Here is a 16,612-nt window from a genome sequence, read left to right as displayed (position 1 = left end):
GAAGATGTCGCGTCTCTCTCAGGAGTGCGCAAGGGGCAGAACCTGTTCTGGATGTCTGTGCAGGAGATCTATGTGAAGCTCGTGGAGGAGCCGTGGGTGAGGGAGGCCGCGGTGAGGCGCAGGCTGCCGAATACGCTCTACATCTATGTCGAGGAGCACAGGCCGGCGGCCATAATCTCAAGCGGCGGGTTCTTCTACGTGGACCGCGACTCCACCGTGGTGAAGCGCGTCGAGCCTGGCGACGAAAAGGACATGCCGCTGATCACGGGGGTAGAGATGAACGGCGGGTCGCTAAGCGATGAGGGAAAACAGAGGGTGGCGGCGGCGCTGGATCTGATCGACGCATACCAGAGGTCGAACTTCGGCAACCGCTACGGCCTGGCTGAGGCGCACTACGACGAGGTGACGGGCTATTCGGTCTTCACGCGGCGGGAGCCGATGCAGCTCCTGATAGGGCAAACAGACTTTGTCGAGCGCATGAGAAAGGTCGACAGGATCGAGGCGGCGATAGCGGCTCGGCAGGGGCGTGTACAATATATGCTTGCAGACGAGGACGGCAGGATAATCGTAAAGTACAGGCCTGCATGAGCCTGCAGGCCCTTCGCCGGGGATCCGGCGACGGGGCCTATGGGCTTGTGCGGAGGGAAAGGGGGAGTTCAATGGCAAGGCGAGAGGATCTGGTGGTGGGTCTGGACATAGGCACGACGAAGATATGCTGCATCGTGGGCGAGGTGATGAACGAGGGGGTGGACGTCGTCGGGATCGGGACCCACCCGTCCAAGGGCCTCCGCAAGGGGGTGGTCGTCAACATCGAGAGCACGGTCAACTCGATACGCAAGGCGATCGAGGAGGCTGAGCTGATGGCCGGCTGCGAGATCGCCTCTGTGTTCGCCGGGATCGCGGGCGGCCACATCAAGGGCATAAACAGCCACGGGATCGTCGCGATCAAGGACAAGGAGGTGACGCCGGCCGACGTCGACAGGGTCATAGACGCGGCCCAGGCGGTCTCCATTCCCCTCGACCGCGAGGTGATCCACGTGATCCCGCAGCAGTTCATCGTGGACGATCAGGACGGCGTGCGCGACCCGGTGGGCATGAGCGGGGTCAGGCTCGAATCCAAGGTCCACATAGTGACCGGCGCGGTCACCTCGGCACAGAACATAATCAAGTGCTGCAACCGGGCGGGACTCAACGTCAACGACATCATACTTCAGCAGCTCGCCTCCTCGGAGGCGGTGCTCTCCAACGACGAGAAGGACCTGGGCGTCGTGCTCCTCGACGTGGGCGGCGGCACGACCGACATCGCTATCTTCTCCCAGGGATCGATCGTCCACACGGCGGTGCTGACCATCGGCGGCAACCACCTGACCAACGACGTGGCGGTGGGGCTCCGCACGCCGCAGCACGAGGCGGAGAAGATCAAGCAGAGGTACGGCTGCTGCGTGGCCGGGATGATCCACAAGGACGAGACCATAGAGGTCCCGTCGGTGGGCGGCCGCAGCCCGAGGGTGCTCTCGAGGCAGATATTGGCAGAGATCCTCGAGCCGCGCATGGAGGAGATATTCACCCTCGCCCACCAGGAGATAGCCCGCTCCGGCTACGAGGACATGCTGGCTGCAGGGGTCGTGCTCACCGGCGGCACATCTTCGCTGGAGGGTGCGGGGGAGCTGGCCGAGCAGATATTCAACCTCCCGGTCCGGAAGGGGCTGCCCAAGAGGATCGGCGGCCTCGTGGACGTGGTGAAGAACCCTATGTACTCCACCGCGGTAGGGCTCACCCAGCTGGGCTCCAACAACAGGGACGAGCAGCGGTTCAAGGTGCGGGACCGCAACATATACAACAAGGTCAAGGGCCGCATGAAGGAGCTTCTGGGGGAGATATTCTAACGTCAACCATAAGGGCACAAGGGAGGATCCCATGTTTGAATTAGTCGAGAGCTGCGCACAGAACGCCAAGATAAAGGTGATCGGGGTAGGGGGCGGCGGGGGCAACGCGATCAACACGATGATGGAGCATGGTCTCGAGGGCGTGGATTTCATGGTGGCAAACACCGACATGCAGGCGCTCAGGCTCAACCTCGCCCCCAGCAAGATCCAGATAGGGAGGGAGCTGACCAAGGGGCTCGGCGCCGGCGCCAACCCGGAGGTCGGCCGCAACGCGGCGCTCGAGGACCAGAAGGCGATTGTCGAGCAGCTCGACGGCGCCGACATGGTCTTCATAACCGCGGGCATGGGCGGCGGCACCGGGACCGGCGGCGCTCCGATCATCGCCAAGCTGGCGAAGGAGATGGGCGCGCTGACCGTCGGCGTGGTGACCAAGCCTTTCACCTTCGAGGGGAGACAGCGGTCGCAGCAGTCCGAGCGCGGGATCGCGGAGCTGCGCGAGGCGGTCGACACGCTCATCACCATACCGAACGAGAAGCTGCTCGGGGTGGTGGGCCACGACGTCACCGTCATCGACGCATTCAAGAAGGCCGACGAGGTCCTCTTCCAGGCGGTGAAGGGGATCGCGGACCTCATCACGGTGCACGGCCTGGTCAACCTCGACTTCGCCGACGTCCGCACCGTGATGAACGAGATGGGCATGGCGCTCATGGGCACGGGGATCGGCGAGGGCGAGTCCAGGGCGATCGACGCGGCGACGAAGGCGATCTCGAGCCCGCTGCTGGAGGACACCACGATCAAGGGCGCTACCGGGATACTCATCAACATCACCGGCGGGCCGGACATGACGCTCTACGAGATAAGCGAGGCGTCCAAGATCATCCAGCAGGAGGCGGACGACAACGCCAACATACTCTTCGGCGCGGTGATCAACGAGGAGATGCGGGGCGAGATGCGCGTGACGGTGATCGCGACCGGCTTCAACAAGCCGCAGGGCAAGGCGCTCCGGTCCGCGCACACGGTGACTGCGGCGCCCTCGGTCTCGAGCTATTCCCAGGCGGCACAGGGGCTCACCATGACCATGCCGAGGCAGCACCCGGCGCAGGCCGAGCTCAGGGCGCAGCCGCAGCTTGCACTTGCCGCACAGCAGCACCAGCCCCAGGGCAGGGAGAAGGGCGCCTTCCCGCTCGGTGCCTCCAGGCACGCCCCTGTTTCAGCCGGGGTGCTCGCCGGCGAGGCGCTGGTGAACAAGGGCTTTGCCAAGCAGGAAATAAATAATGATCTCAAAGACATAGCCAGGGAGATCGGCGTGCTCGAATACCAGAACGACGAGTACGACATACCGACTTTCTTGAGGAAACAGGCCGACTGAAAAAATCGTCGGCAGTGCTGAGAAATTACACAACTTTTTGATATTCAAGAGGATAACACAGGTGTCATCTGGCGCCCGGCCCTCTTTGCAGGTATAATTATTTCATGGGGCCGTAGCGACCGTGCATAGGGAGAGGTGATGATTCGATTCAAGCCACTGGTAATCTTGATTGCGGTCGTTTCGGCCGCATCGTTTATCGCTTCGTGCTCAGGGAAAGACGGCGCCAGGAGCGCGCGCGACGCGCGCCGCTACATCGCGGAGCACAACCTCAAGACCCTGCCCCGCTCCGACATCCCGCTGGTGGTCAACGACAGGGTCGTGGCGTGGATGGAGTATTTCCAGGGGCCCGGCAGGCGCCACTTCGAGCGGTACCTCGCCCGCTCCGGCCGCTACATCCCCGTCATGCAGAAGATACTGAAGGAACAGGGGATGCCCAAGGACCTCGTCTACATAGCCCTCATAGAGAGCGGGTTCAACGACACGGCCCGTTCGCACGCGAACGCGGTGGGGGCCTGGCAGTTCATAAGGTCTACGGGAAACATCTACGGCCTGAAGACCGACGGGTGGATCGACGAGCGCAGGGACCCGATCAAGGCGACCTACGCGGCTGCCGGCTTCTTCAGGGACCTGCACGACGAGTTCGGCGACTGGTATCTGGCCATGGCGGGCTACAACGCAGGCCCGGGGCGGGTGCGCCAGGCGATCGCGTCCACCGGGAGCCGCGACTTCTGGGGCCATGCCGAAGACCGCCATGCGCTAAGGGCCGAGACGCGCGACTACGTGCCTAAATACATAGCCGCGACCATAATGGCGAAGGACCCGCAGCGCTTCGGCTTCAGGGACATAGATTACGAGGACCCCCTCGATTTCGACATCGCCAGGGTCGATTCGCAGACCGACATCTCCGTGATAGCGAAGTGCGCCGGAGCCCCGGAGGAGGAGGTAGCCAGGCTCAACGCCCACCTGGTCCGCGGCGCCACCCCCCCGGCCGAGAGCAACTATGCGATAAAGCTGCCCAGGGGCACTGCGGAGAATTTCAAGGTCGCGTACGCCCAGATACCCGAGGAGGAGCGCATCAAGGTCGTGCGCCACAATGTCGGCAAGGGCGATACGCTGACCAAGATCGCCCGGCGCTACGGCGTGAGCAGCCGGAAGATAGCCTCGGCCAACGGCATAGGATACAAGTCCCATCTGAGGCCGGGACAGACCCTCATAATACCGGTCGGCTCCTACGCGGCCAGATTCGCATCGTATGACGATGGGGGGAGCGCCGGAGGTAGCGGCGGAAGGAGCGTGACAAGGTACAAGGTGAAGAAGGGGGACACGCTCGGAGGCATAGCCTCGAGGCACAGGGGCGTTACGGTCGCCAAGCTCCGCAGCTGGAACGGGCTCGGGAGCAAGTCGCACATACGCGCCGGCCAGGTCCTCAAGATATACGGGAAGGGGGCCCCCGCGAAGCAGCGCCATGACGGCAGCTCCGATCACTACACCGTCAAAAAGGGCGATACGGCAGGCGGCATCGCGGCGCGCGCCGGGGTCTCCACGAAGCAGCTGATGGCCATGAACAACATAAAAGATCCGCGGCGGCTCAAGGTCGGCCAGAGGCTGGTGCTCAGCGGGCAGGGGCCTGCGAAGACGACTGAGTCGTCGGGCGATGCGAGGCAGGCGTCGAGACAATCGGGCGGGACCCACACGGTGAGGAGCGGAGAGACTGTGGGGGGCATAGCGGGTCGCTACGGCATGGGCGCGAAGGAGCTCATGGCGCTCAACAACATAAAGAACCCGCGTTCGCTCAAAGCGGGGGCGAAGCTCAAGGTAAATTCAAGATCTGCGGCAGCGGAGCCGAAGGCCGAGGTCGCTGCGCCGATCGCGGTGCCCGAGGCCGTGATTGGGCCCGTTTCCGATTCGGAGATGACCGCCGCGGCGGGGATCGACGAGGCCGCTGCTCCATCTGAGGTGCAGGCGCAGAAAATTCAGGGGAGTGCGGCGACCGCAGTCGCAAAGTCCGCACCCGCCACGCACAGGCTCAAGGCCGGGGAGACGCTGGGCCACGTGGCCGAGCGGTACGGCGTGTCCACGAAGAACCTCATGGCATGGAACAATATCAGAGACCCGCGAAAGGTCCGCGCAGGCCGGAATCTGGTCATAAGGTCCGGCGCAGGGAAGTCCGCGGCATCTGCAAAACCGGAAACTGTCAGGGTCGAGCCGATGAAGAGTGCGGCGGAAACGCCGATCAAGCTCTCGGACGCTTCGGCCCCGTCTCGGACATCGGCGGGCGGCGGAAAGACGATCAACCACACCGTCAAGAACGGCGAGACGCTCTGGACCATCGCGCGCATGCACAGCGTCACGATCTCGCAGCTGCAGGAGTGGAACAGCCTCGACGACCCGTCGGCTGTCCGCGCCGGCACGACGCTCAGGGTTATAAAGAACTGAACATCGTGACCCGTAAGCCGTAAGCCGAAAAAGGCCCCCTGTCTCCAGGGGGCCTTTCTTGTTGTGCCAAATCTCAACCTTAACCTCAGCCTCGACCTGATCTATTGTCTTCCTTCGACAAGGGCGTTGACCACGTTGGGGTCTGCCAGCGTCGAGGTGTCGCCCAGGTTCGTGATGTCGCCCTCGGCGATCTTGCGCAGTATCCGGCGCATGATCTTGCCGGAGCGCGTCTTGGGCAGCGCGTCGGTGAAGTGGAGCTTGTCCGGGGTCGCGATCGGGCCGATCTCCTTGCGGACATGCGCGACCAGCGCCTTCTTGATCTCGTCGCTGCCGTGCTGGCCGGCCTTGAGCGTTACGTATGCGTAGAGACCCTGGCCCTTGATGTCGTGCGGGTAGCCGACGACCGCCGCCTCGGCGACGAAGGGATGCGAAACCAGCGCCGATTCCACCTCGGCTGTGCCGATGCGGTGGCCGGAGACGTTGATCACGTCGTCAACGCGGCCCATGAGCCAATAGTACCCGTCCTCGTCGACTCGTGCGCCGTCGCCCGTGAAGTAGACGCCGGGGAACATCGCGAAATAGGTCTCCTTGAAGCGCTCGTGATGGTTGTAGACCGTGCGCATCATCCCGGGCCACGGCTCCTCGATGACGAGGTACCCCCCCTCGTTCGTCCCGCATGTGCTGCCGTTCTCGCGGATCACCTTGGGCTTCACCCCGAAGAACGGGAAGGTCGCAGATCCCGGCTTCGTGGAGATGGCACCCGGCAAGGGGGTGATGAGGATCCCGCCGGTCTCGGTCTGCCACCATGTGTCCATGATCGGCGCCTTCTCGCGGCCGATGTTCTTGTAGTACCACATCCACGCCTCGGGGTTGATCGGCTCGCCGACCGAACCCAGGATTCGGAGCTTGGAGAGGTCGTATTTCTTGGGCCACTGCTCCCCTTCGCGCATGAGCGAGCGGATCGCCGTGGGCGCTGTGTAGAAGATCGTCACGCCGTGCCTCTGGCAGATGTCCCAGAAGCGGCCGGCGTCGGGATAGGTCGGCACCCCCTCGAACATCACCGAGGTCGCGGCGTTGAGCAGCGGCCCGTAGACGATGTAGGTGTGGCCCGTGACCCAGCCGATGTCGGCCGTGCACCAGAAGACGTCCTCGTCGTGGTAGTCGAAGATGTACTTGAACGTCGTTGCCGCGAAGACCATGTACCCGCCGGTGGTGTGCAGCACGCCCTTGGGCTTGCCTGTGGAGCCGGAGGTGTAGAGGATGAAGAGAGGGTCCTCGGAGGCCATCTTCTCCGGCTCGCAGGTGTCCGGCTGGCCCTTGACCGCGTCGCTCCACCACACGTCGCGGCCGTCCTTCATGGCGATTTCCTGCTCGGTGTGCTTGAAGACTATGCAGTTTGTGACCGGGCCGCCCGCCTCCTCGCACATGCGCATGGCCTCGTCGGCTGCGGTCTTGAGCGGGATCGGCTTCTTGCCGCGCCACGAGCCGTCGGTGGTGATGAGGATCTTGCAGCCGGAGTCGAGGATGCGGTCGCGCAGCGCGTCGGCCGAAAACCCTCCGAAGACGATCGAGTGGATCGCGCCGATGCGCGCGCACGCGAGCATGGCGATCGGCAGTTCGGGGATCATGGGCATGTAGATCGAGACGCGGTCGCCTTTTTTCACGCCGCGCTTCTTCAGGGCGTTGGCGAAGCGGCACACATCGGCGAGCAGCTGCTTGTAGGTGATCTTCCTGCTCTGCGTCGGCTCGTTGCCCTCCCAGAGCAGAGCGACCTTGTCGCCCTTGCCCGCCTTCACGTTGCGGTCGAGGCAGTTGACGGTCACGTTGGTCTGGCCGCCGTCGTAGTAGCGGATGTCGATCTTTTCGCGAAAGTCGTACGAGCGGACCTTGTCCCACTTCCTGTACCACTCGAAATTGCCGGCCATCTCGCCCCAGAAACCGTCCGGGTCGCTGATCGAGCGGTCGTACATCTTCTTGTACTCCTCGAAGCTCTTGACCCACGCCTTCTGCTTGAGCTCCGCCGGAGGATCGAACCTCCTCGTCTCCTCCATCATCGATTTGATGGTGTGTGCCTCTGCCATGAATCCCTCCTTTATACCGTCTGTGCCGTTTTTGAGCGGGCTGCAGATATAGATGGGGAACAGGGTCCCTGTCAACTGCAGAGCTTGGGAATCGACTCGGACTGGAGAACTGCTATCGGTGGCTCAATTTATACCCTGGACTGCGGCCACGGCTCCCTGTCCGCCCGCTGCGGCCGCCTGCTGATACTGAGGACGCTGCTCCGGAGCGGTGTTCTCAGGGGAAGATATGTTCTCGATGATCGGGGAGGTGATCGGCGCCATCTGCACCGCCTGAGGCATGTCCCCCTGATTCGCATAGTCGTCGAGCAGGACGACGTTGACGCCGAGCAGCGTCACTGAGCCGGCGATTGCGGCGATGGCCTTCATCACGCGCGAAGATCCCATTGTCCCCTCCCTTTTTTTTGAAGACAATGGAGTATCGGCTGGGCGGCCGGAAAGTTGCTCGAAAAATGAGGTGAGGATATGAATAATAATCCTTATAAATTAACTACTTGTCGAAGTTCTCGTACCTGGCCGGTATCCTGCCCTTTCCGTTGCAGTGCGGGCACGGCTCCGTGATGCCGAATGTGTTGAAGATGGTGCGGCCGTACCACTCCTGCTCGTAGCCGTGCTCCTCGTATCCGAAGTGCGACAGCTCGTGCGCAAATGTCTGCAGGATCTCAAGATGCGAGAGCGGCGTGAGGACCCAGCGCTTTTTCCCCTCCTTGTAGAGGACCTTGTTCGTATGTGTTGCGAGGGTGATGGAACGCTCCTCAAGGCAGCAGTTGCCCAGGGTGCGGTGATGCTTCTTGGGGTTCGGGATGAAGGACCGCACGAGCCGGGGCATCGCCATCGTGGGCATCTTCTTGTGCACGCGGATCAGGTATTTTTCGAGCCAGGCCAGGCTTTTTGAGAACTGTGTCTTCAATTTTGGCGTTTTTGGAGGTCTTTTCAGGACAGAAAGCTTCATTTTTATGGATTTTACGTTTTTTGAGGACTTTGATGTCCTCTCTTTGGCCTTTTTCAACAGCCTCTTTGCCATATTCGCCCCTTCCCGATCGATTCTAGCATAGTTTTGGAGGGAGGGCGATACGGGTCATAAAATATCGGTTTTTCAGGCAACTTCAGGGTGCGCCCGGTCGAAAATATCTGGTGTGGGGGAGCTCGGGGGTTTCTCATGTCAGCGGACATCCATCTCAAGAACAGCGACCGGATCCTGGCAACCATCGGGGATTGCCGCACCGATCGCTCTGCGTGCGTGCCCTCCGGGCCGGGGCCCGATGCCGGCGAGGAGGATCTCGCTGCGGTCAGGGAGTATGTGGATCAATTCAGGGGTGCGCTTGACGAGCTCGGGATGCTCGAGGTCGACATATTCTCCGTGGATGCGCGCGATCTCGAATCGCTCGCCGATAGAAAGAACGCGGACCTCCTCACGCGGCTCATCGATCTGGATCCGGCCTATCGCCTTCTGAAGCGGAGGAGGGCGGCGATCGAGCCGGGCGCGTCGAGGCTGGCCCCCTTCGGTCACAGCCCGGGCGTTCCCGAGGGGCACTACAGAAGGCTCGTGTATCTCGTGCAGGCGGGGCTCGCCCAGCTCGTGGACCCGAATCTCGTCCCTGACGGGAGCTTCGACGCAGAGACGAGGGAGGCGGTCGTCGAGTTCCAGGCCACGCGCGGCATCGACGTTTCGCGGCCGGGGCTGGTCGACGCGCGCACGGTCGACGCGCTTCTGTGCGAGCTGCGCTACGACGCGGCCGGCATAAAGGCGAGGCTCGGCCAGGCGCAGGCCCCCTTCATCGACGGGACGATCGAGCCTTTCTACATAAACGGCGGCGACGATGAGGACGGCGAGACGAGGGCGTTCGTAAGAGAGGCTCTCGTGGATGCCATGATATGGGTCGGCGCGCTGGGCAGGTACGTTGACGTGAGCACGCCTGCCGGCAAGGGGGAGCTGCAGTCGGCGATAGAGAGCTACCTCTGCAAGGATGTGGACATAATAGGAAAGATGACGATAGGCGAGATACTCGTCGAGATCGACCTCGCAAACCCCGCGATCGAGCGGCGCTGATTGTCCTGCGACGTTCCATTTCAACCTTGTGTAATCATTCATCTTTGAAGCTGTGCCGACGGCTCTGCCCATGTGTCAGGCCTCATTTTTCAGAGGTAAAATTCGCTCAGGGGCCCGTTGATGCTGCATCATCGGACCGCTTATCGGGGCGCTCTTTCAGTTCCATCCTTCAGTCAAATCCGTCGCCGGCCGCATTTTTACCTCTGGAGATGCGGGTTTTTCAGAGGTAAAAAAGCCCCAAAAAAGGCAAATTTTGCTTTTTTTTCAGAATGGGATCTGCTATAAAAAATCAAGTTCTGCGTGTGTTCAAAACCTGGCGTCGCGCTCAAACGGGCCGCGCGCCCTTACTGAGGAGGGGTTATGGTGAAGAGGAAAAAGAAGAAGGTAGCGAAGAAAAAGAAGGTAGCGAAGAAAAAGGGCGGCAAGAAGGCGTTCGGCGGCTACACGGTGAACTTCCGTGGCTGCACGCACGAGCTCGAGCAGGTGTTCGGCACGAAGCCGATCGCCCCGAGCCAGATGACGAAGAAGCTGTGGGCGTACGTGAAGCGCAATCGCCTGAACAAGAGATAGTCACCGGCAACAGAGTTTACGGACAGGCCCGGCGAAAGCCGGGCCTTTTGTTTTTTCTTGTCCTCGTGAGCCGCGCAAAGTAAAAGCATGCACCATGCCGGCGAGATCTCCACGATCGGAAAAACACCGATGCCCCAGATGCAAATCCAGTCGCCTGCAGAGGCGCCTGGACGGGTCCAGCTTCTGCAAGCGTTGCGGCCAGCGCGTGGCGAGCGACGGCCGACTCATACCCTCGGCCGATCGCCGCGGCGACGATGCCCGGACCGAACCGCAGCTCAACCTGCTCTGATTCAGAGGATCTTGGTCATCTCCAGCTGGGCGTTTGCCAAGGCGAAGCCCAGCGAGCTCATTATCGCGGGGATTCGTCCTGCGGAGTCGGGGACCTGGAATAGCTCTAAGTCTTCCGTGCGATCGGGTACCTTCATGAAAAACGCTATCATCGCGCCGAGGACAAACCTGCCCTCCTCTTCGTCTGCGGAGTCGAGGCCGACGTGCAGGATCCTCCCTGTCGCCGGCTGGAAGAGGCCGTACGCCCTCTGTCTGAGTCCGTCGCTCACCGCGACCGCTGTGATCGAGTCCTTTACCGCGAGTATGCCCTCCCACATTTTGCACCACGGCAGATCGTGGTCGAGCATGTGCCTCAGGCTGTAGGCGTGGCCTATGTCCACAGCCCTCGCCTTCATGGGGTTCCGTTCAAGGGGAGCTTGGAGCGCTGCCGAAGTGTAGGAGTGAAGCGTGCGGCCCTGCTCAAACCCCATGCCCCTGTACAGCCTGATCACAGTGGTGTCTTCAGCCCTTGCGTTGAGTACCCCGACGCTTGCACCCAGCGCACGGGCCGCTCCCTCGGCCGCCCCGGCAAGCGCTCCGGCGATCCCCCTCTTTCTCCACTCCTCGAGTACCGTCGCGCCGGTGCAGCAGGCCACTTTCCTGCCGCCGATGGCCCTGATGCCCGACAGCCAGAGGCCTACCATCGCACCTTCGTCGAACGCCCCGTAGGAGATATCCGGCCTGTATCCGTTCTGTTTGAGCCTGAGCGAGAGCGTTTCCAGGGGCATGCCGGTGCAAAAGCCGCGGCATATCGTGCTGTGGATCTGTGGACGATCGCTTTCCTCGAGGGGCCTTATGTAAAGCGACGATGGGATCGATCTTGATCCTGACCCCTGCACCGATGGACTGGCAGCTGGGAACGCGTGCGCGCAGGGGAGTGCGGGTATGCTGTTCAAAACCGGTTTCATGTATTGGTTCGGCTTCTATAACATTGTTGTCGCCTTGTTTCCAGGGGGCCCGTCAGCAAAATGCACTGCCCTCTTTCCCCTTGCTTTACCCTCTCAGAGTATGATTAATAAACGCACAATTTTCGGGGGACAGGAGGAAAAAGTGACCGAATATCGCACAGGTAGCGACCGTTTCGGCAGGCACAGGGTGCTTGCGCCCGACGGCGCCCTGCCGCAGGCGGCGACCAGACTCGACAACTCGCTGCCGATCTTCGAGGACGAGATCCTCATCAATGTCCAGACGCTCAACATCGACTCCGCGTCGTTCCGCCAGATGAAGGAGGTGGCCGGCGGCAACCCCGAAGGCATAGCGAAGCAGGTGATGGCCAACGTCTCGAAGATGGGCAAGCAGCAGAACCCTGTCACCGGCTCGGGCGGCATGCTCCTCGGCACGGTCGAGGAGATGGGCCCGAAGTACGCCAATCACTGCAATGTGAAAAAGGGCGACAGGGTCTGCACGCTGGTCTCGCTCACCCTCACGCCGCTCATCATCGAGCGCGTGAGGGAGGTCCGCGACTCGGAGCAGATAGACATAGACGGCAAGGCGGTGCTGTTCGACTCCGGCGTGCTCGCGAAGATACCGGACGACATGGACCTCAAGGTCTGCCTCGCGCTGCTGGACGTCGCCGGCGCCCCTCCGCAGGCGGACCGCCTCGCGAAGAAGGGGGACACGGTCTACGTGATCGGCTGCGGCAAGTCCGGGATCCTCTGCGCTGCGGCGATCCGCGAGAGGCACGGCAGCCGCTGCAGGATCATCGCCTCGGCCACGCGCGAGTCGAGCGTTGCGACCATGCGCTCGCTGGGCCTCGCGGACGAATGCTTCACGGCCAACGCGCTGTCGCCCGCCGAGACCATGGACAGGGTTTCCAAGGCCACCGGCGGGAAGATGTGCGACCTTGTGATCAACACGGCCAACGTGGAGGGGACGGAGCTGGCCTCGGTGCTCGCGTGCCGCCAGGGGGGCAGGGTCTACTTCTTCAACATGGCGACGAATTTCCAGAAGGCGGCGCTCGGCGCCGAGGGCGTGGGCATGGACGTGGAGATGATCATCGGCAACGGGTACGCCCCGAACCACGCGCAGTTCACCCTCGACCTCTACCGCAAGAGCGCAGTGGTGAAGAGGTGGTTCGACGAGAAATTCGGGAAGTGAGGCGGCATGATCGACACGAGCGATCCGAAATATTTCCAGAGGATCAAGGCGTACTCCAAGGTCTCGCCTGATCAGTGGAACGATCCGCGCTGGCAGCTCAAGAACGCTGTCGCCGACGCCGACTCGCTCGCCAGGGTCATAAAGCTGACCGCAGGTCAGAAGGCCGAGGTGGACAGCGCGGTCAGGCATTCCAAGTTCCAGGTGACCCCCTATTTCCTCTCGCTGATAGACGAGGGCAACCCCGAGTGCCCGGTCCGAATGCAGTGCGTGCCGAGGCTCGCCGAGCTCGAGCCGGGGCTGGGCGATCTAACCGATCCGCTCGCCGAGGACGCGGACATGCCTGTGCCGAGGCTCGTGCATCGCTACCCGGACCGGGTGCTGTTCCTCGTTTCGGAGCTGTGCTCCATGTACTGCCGTTTCTGCACCAGGCGCCGCCACGTGCTCTCGCAATCGAAGGGCCAGCTCGCGGCCGAGCACGACAGGGCGATCGACTACATCGCGAAGAAGAGGCAGGTGCGCGACGTGATCCTCTCCGGCGGAGACGCGCTGATGCTGCCGCTCGCCACCCTCGAGTCGATCATAAAGCGAATACGCGCCATCCCGCATGTGGAGATAATCCGCGTGGCGAGCCGCTTCCCGTCCGTCATGCCGATGGGCGTGACCGACGAAGTCGTGGGGATGCTGAGAAAATATCAGCCGATCTACTTCATGACCCACTTCAGCCACCCGTACGAGGTGACCCCTCAGGCGGCTGCCGCGTGCGCGAAGATCGCCGATGCGGGCATCCCGATCTCGAACCAGTCGGTGCTTCTGCGCAAGATCAACTCGGACCCGAAGGTCATGAAGAAGCTCCTGCACGAGCTCCTGAAGATAAGGGTCAAGCCCTACTACATCTACCAGTGCGACCTGGCGGAGGGGATCGAGCACTTCCGCACATCGGTCTCCAAGGGTTTCGAGATCATGGAGTACCTGCGCGGCCACACCTCCGGGCTGGCGCTGCCCACGTTCGTTATAGACGCGCCCGGAGGCGGGGGCAAGATCCCGGCGATGCCCAACTACCTGCTCACGCTCACGGACGAGAGGGCGGTGGTGCGGAACTACAGGGGGCTGATGTCCAGCTACACCAACCCCCGCGAGCGGGACAGCTCGTGCTCTACGGCGGCCGAGATCGCGAAGACCCTCGCCCCCGAGGAGCCGCGCAACACCGCGTTCTTCGACCTGGTGGACGGCAGGAGGGTCGTCCTCAAGCCGCAGGTCTAGACAGGAGATACGGAAGAGATGGCTTACAGAAAACTCAATCTCGACCGTGACAAGATAGATCAGTGCCGGAACATTGCGGCGCGGATCGTGTCACCGGTCCAGAAGTACATCGACAGGCACTCGACGACGTCGATCGAGCGATCGGTGCTTCGAGTATTCGGGGTCGAGGACGCGCACGACGAGATGCCGCACGCGAACCTCATAGTCGACCGGCTCTCCAGGGACATGCTTCGCCCCGGCATAGCATGGTGGTTCGCCAGGGCAGCGGTGCACACCGGCCTCTCGGCGAAGGAGCTGGGCAAGAGGCTGGCCTGCGACCAGCTCTCCCTCGACTCCGTTCCGAACGTGCCCGAGGAGAAGATAAGGCAGAAGGCCGCGGAGCTGGCCGAGGCTGGGATCCGCAGGATGGACCAGGCGAAGTCGGAGAGGCTCTCGAGGCTCTCCAGATACGGCGAGCCGCCGCAGCCCTGGAAATACCTCATCGTCGCAACCGGAAACATCCACGACGACGCGGCTCAGGCGGCCTCCGCGGTCGAGGAGGGGGCGGACATCATCGCGGTGATAAGGACCACCGCCCAGTCGCTCCTCGACTATGTGCCGGACGGGGTCTCCACCGAGGGCGCGGGCGGGACGCTGGCCACCCAGGCCAACTTCCGCGTGATGCGCAAGGCGCTCGACGACGCATCGGCAAAGGCCGGCCGCTACATCAAGCTCGTGAACTACTCCTCGGGGCTGTGCATGTCCGAGATCGCGGCCATGGCCGCGGTCGAGAGGCTGGACGTGCTGCTCAACGACTCCATGTACGGCATCCTCTTCCGCGACATCAACATGAAGAGGACCTTCGTCGACCAGTATTTCTCGAGGCTCATCTGCGCGCGCGCGGGCATAACGATCAACACCGGCGAGGACAACTACCTCACGACCACCGACGCGTACCGCAACGCGCACCACGTGCTGGCCAGCCAGTTCATCAACGAGCAGTTCGCGCTGAAGGCGGGTCTCCCGCACGAGCTCATGGGGCTGGGGCACGCCTTCGAGATGGACCCGTCGATCGAGGACGGATTTCTCTTCGAGCTCGCGCAGGCCCAGATGGTGCGCGAGATATTCCCGCGCTCGCCCATCAAGTTCATGCCGCCCACCAAGCACATGAAGGGCGACATCCTCTTCGGCAACGTCATGGACGTGATGTTCAACGTGTGCGGCATCATCACCGAGCAGTCCATTCAGCTGCTGGGGATCCCCACCGAGGCGATCCACAACCCGCACATACAGGACCGCTACTGGGCGCTGAAGAACGCGAACTACGTGTTCGGTAACTGCCGCAACATCGGCGACGAGATCAGCTTCAATCCCAACGGCAAGATCGCACGTCGCGCCCACACGGTGCTCGAGAACGCGCACCGATATCTCAAGAAGATCGAGGCGGCCGGCCTCATGAAGGCGATATCGCAGGGGATGTTCGCGGACATCGAGCGCGAGGAGAACGGCGGCAAGGGTCTAGAGGGGGTCTTCCAGAAGGACCAGAGGTATTTGAACCCGGTGCTGGAGATGCTCAAAGCTCAAGGCTGAAAGTTGAAAGTTGGAGAATTGCAGATGCTCAAGGTGAATCCAAAGAAGCTCAGGCCCTACGGCGACAGGCTCGACGACGGCCAGATGCAGCTTTCTTTCACGCTCCCTGTGGCCGCCTCGCCCGAGGCCAGGGAGGCTGCAAGGCGCTACGTCGAGGGGCTGGGCCTGAGGGACGTCTCGATCTGCGCCATGGATCCGATGGGTTCGAGCTTCGCCTATTTCGTCGCCTACGGCAGGGCTCAGCACACGATCGACATCACGAAGATCATCGTGCCCAAGGTTGAAGTGCCGCTCATGAAGTACGAGGACCTCGTGGCGTACATGTCCCGAAACATCGAGAGGCCGATCGTCGTGATCGGCGCGTGCACAGGGTCCGACGCGCACACGGTGGGCATCGACGCGATCATGAACATGAAGGGGTTCGCCCACGACTACGGCCTCGAGCGCTATCCCCTCTTCAAGGCGGTGAACCTGCGCAGCCAGCTCTCGAATGCGAGCCTCATAGACAAGGCGGTGGAGCTCGGCGCGGACGCCATGCTCGTTTCGCAGGTCGTGACCCAGAGGGACAGCCACATACACAACCTCAAGGACCTCCACGAGCTCATCAAGGGGGACAAGAGGCTCAAGAGGGAGCTTATCGTCATCATCGGCGGCCCCAGGCTCGACCACGCACACGCGCTGAAGCTCGGCTTCGACGCGGGCTTCGGCCCCGGCACGAGGCCGTCCCAGGTCGCATCGTTCATCGTGCACGAGTTCATGAAGCGCCACGGCATGAAGGAAAAACACGCCGGGGCCGAACCGGGAGCGGTTCAACCGATGCCGCGGCCTCATCATCGCGGCGAGCCGTCGCCTCAGGCGCATGCACATGCAAAGGCGCACGCCGAGGCTCACGGGGGAGCGAGGGGGCATTCCCATATCGGCGAGAGGGCGCACGACGCTCACAGGCGTCATCCGGGCGACGCGGCGGTTG

15 protein-coding genes are annotated in these 16,612 nt (G+C 62.4%); 11 read left to right on the top strand and 4 right to left on the bottom strand.

The annotated features are described in order from the left end of the window. The 4 genes from JXA24_04420 to JXA24_04405 all read left to right on the top strand — a co-directional run. A partial coding sequence (locus JXA24_04420; protein ID MBN1282999.1) for an FtsQ-type POTRA domain-containing protein occupies positions 1-588 on the top strand: 588 nt, incomplete at its 5' end. A gap of 71 nt (positions 589-659) precedes the next feature. Continuing rightward, the gene (gene ftsA / locus JXA24_04415) at positions 660-1,886 is read left to right on the top strand and encodes a cell division protein FtsA (GenBank protein MBN1282998.1); all 1,227 of its coding nucleotides are present in this window, start codon (positions 660-662) and stop codon (positions 1,884-1,886) included. A 31-nt stretch (positions 1,887-1,917) separates the two neighbouring features. Then, complete coding sequence (gene ftsZ / locus JXA24_04410; GenBank protein MBN1282997.1) at positions 1,918-3,255, top strand: cell division protein FtsZ; 1,338 nt, start codon at positions 1,918-1,920, stop codon at positions 3,253-3,255. A gap of 138 nt (positions 3,256-3,393) precedes the next feature. Continuing rightward, positions 3,394-5,691 (top strand): LysM peptidoglycan-binding domain-containing protein, encoded by a 2,298-nt coding sequence (locus JXA24_04405; protein ID MBN1282996.1) that lies wholly within the window; start codon positions 3,394-3,396, stop codon positions 5,689-5,691. 101 nt (positions 5,692-5,792) lie between these two features. Here the strand turns inward: JXA24_04405 and acs are convergent, their stop codons facing one another. From acs to JXA24_04390, 3 genes are all read right to left on the bottom strand, one after another. Next, positions 5,793-7,742 (bottom strand): acetate--CoA ligase, encoded by a 1,950-nt coding sequence (acs, locus tag JXA24_04400; protein MBN1282995.1) that lies wholly within the window; start codon positions 7,740-7,742, stop codon positions 5,793-5,795. A gap of 153 nt (positions 7,743-7,895) precedes the next feature. Continuing rightward, positions 7,896-8,156 carry a hypothetical protein gene (locus JXA24_04395; protein ID MBN1282994.1) on the bottom strand — a complete coding sequence of 87 codons (261 nt, stop codon included), beginning with the start codon at positions 8,154-8,156 and terminating at the stop codon, positions 7,896-7,898. 103 nt (positions 8,157-8,259) lie between these two features. Then, on the bottom strand, positions 8,260-8,679 hold the full coding sequence (locus JXA24_04390) for a hypothetical protein (GenBank protein MBN1282993.1): 420 nt from the start codon (positions 8,677-8,679) through the stop codon (positions 8,260-8,262). 249 nt (positions 8,680-8,928) lie between these two features. Between JXA24_04390 and JXA24_04385 the strand changes: the two genes are divergently transcribed. From JXA24_04385 to JXA24_04375, 3 genes are all read left to right on the top strand, one after another. After that, positions 8,929-9,819 (top strand): peptidoglycan-binding protein, encoded by an 891-nt coding sequence (locus tag JXA24_04385; protein MBN1282992.1) that lies wholly within the window; start codon positions 8,929-8,931, stop codon positions 9,817-9,819. Between the two features lie 360 nt (positions 9,820-10,179). Next, complete coding sequence (locus JXA24_04380; GenBank protein MBN1282991.1) at positions 10,180-10,389, top strand: hypothetical protein; 210 nt, start codon at positions 10,180-10,182, stop codon at positions 10,387-10,389. 94 nt (positions 10,390-10,483) lie between these two features. Continuing rightward, on the top strand, positions 10,484-10,678 hold the full coding sequence (locus tag JXA24_04375; protein MBN1282990.1) for a hypothetical protein: 195 nt from the start codon (positions 10,484-10,486) through the stop codon (positions 10,676-10,678). Between the two features lies 1 nt (position 10,679). Here the strand turns inward: JXA24_04375 and JXA24_04370 are convergent, their stop codons facing one another. Beyond that, complete coding sequence (locus JXA24_04370) at positions 10,680-11,444, bottom strand: GNAT family N-acetyltransferase (protein MBN1282989.1); 765 nt, start codon at positions 11,442-11,444, stop codon at positions 10,680-10,682. 322 nt (positions 11,445-11,766) lie between these two features. On the opposite strand from JXA24_04370, the gene JXA24_04365 reads away from it, so the two are divergent. The 4 genes from JXA24_04365 to JXA24_04350 all read left to right on the top strand — a co-directional run. Then, positions 11,767-12,813 carry an L-erythro-3,5-diaminohexanoate dehydrogenase gene (locus JXA24_04365; protein ID MBN1282988.1) on the top strand — a complete coding sequence of 349 codons (1,047 nt, stop codon included), beginning with the start codon at positions 11,767-11,769 and terminating at the stop codon, positions 12,811-12,813. Between the two features lie 6 nt (positions 12,814-12,819). Continuing rightward, a complete protein-coding gene (locus tag JXA24_04360) occupies positions 12,820-14,073 on the top strand; it encodes a KamA family radical SAM protein (GenBank protein MBN1282987.1) in 1,254 nt (417 codons plus the stop codon). 18 nt (positions 14,074-14,091) lie between these two features. Continuing rightward, positions 14,092-15,642, top strand: a complete 1,551-nt coding sequence (locus tag JXA24_04355; GenBank protein ID MBN1282986.1) for a lysine 5,6-aminomutase subunit alpha — start codon at positions 14,092-14,094, stop codon at positions 15,640-15,642. Positions 15,643-15,666: 24 nt separating this feature from the next. Further along, positions 15,667-16,612: cobalamin-dependent protein (locus tag JXA24_04350; GenBank protein MBN1282985.1), on the top strand; the 946-nt coding region annotated here is incomplete at its 3' end.

The organism is Pseudomonadota bacterium (assembly GCA_016927275.1).
GTDB lineage: Bacteria > UBA10199 > UBA10199 > 2-02-FULL-44-16 > JAAZCA01 > JAFGMW01.
This window is presented reverse-complemented; position numbering and strand designations above follow the sequence as displayed.